The organism is Winogradskyella immobilis (genome assembly GCF_021887715.1).
In the GTDB taxonomy this organism is placed as follows: domain Bacteria; phylum Bacteroidota; class Bacteroidia; order Flavobacteriales; family Flavobacteriaceae; genus Winogradskyella; species Winogradskyella immobilis.
This window is the reverse complement of sequence record NZ_JAIQXX010000074.1, coordinates 1-452: the sequence shown is the minus strand read 5'-3', so window position 1 is coordinate 452 and position 452 is coordinate 1. Positions and strand designations below refer to the sequence as shown.

At 43.1% G+C, this 452-nt stretch carries 1 protein-coding gene; it reads right to left on the bottom strand.

Translation table 11 applies throughout. The annotated features are described in order from the left end of the window. Positions 1-452 (bottom strand): DUF7507 domain-containing protein (locus tag K8Z87_RS14045; RefSeq protein WP_456119788.1); only part of this gene is annotated, 452 nt, incomplete at both ends.

The window sequence follows — 452 nt, the reverse complement described above, 5'->3', positions numbered from 1 at the left end:
TCATCACTAACTGGATCCCCATTTGGATCGTCTCCTTCTGCTGTCGCTTGGTTCATTACAAAGCCTGCATCTATATCATCTTGATCTAATGTATAGATCGCTGTAAAACTTCCACTATCACTCGCTCCTACGGCTAAATCTATCGGGCCACCTGTGACCGTTACTAATGGATCGGTAATTGATATATTCGTTACTGGGACATTCCCCGTATTACTCACTGTAAAACTATATGTGATCGTCTCGCCTACATCTCCAAAACCATCTCCATCTTCATCATTAAACACTGCCGTCTTTAATAATGATATGCTTGGGTCCTGACCTAAACTTGTAACTGTTGGATCATCTGGATCTCCATCACCATCTGGATCTACATCCGTCGAATCTGTTGGATCATCTGAATCATCACTAACTGGATCCCCATTTGGATCGTCTCCTTCTGCTGTCGCTTGGTT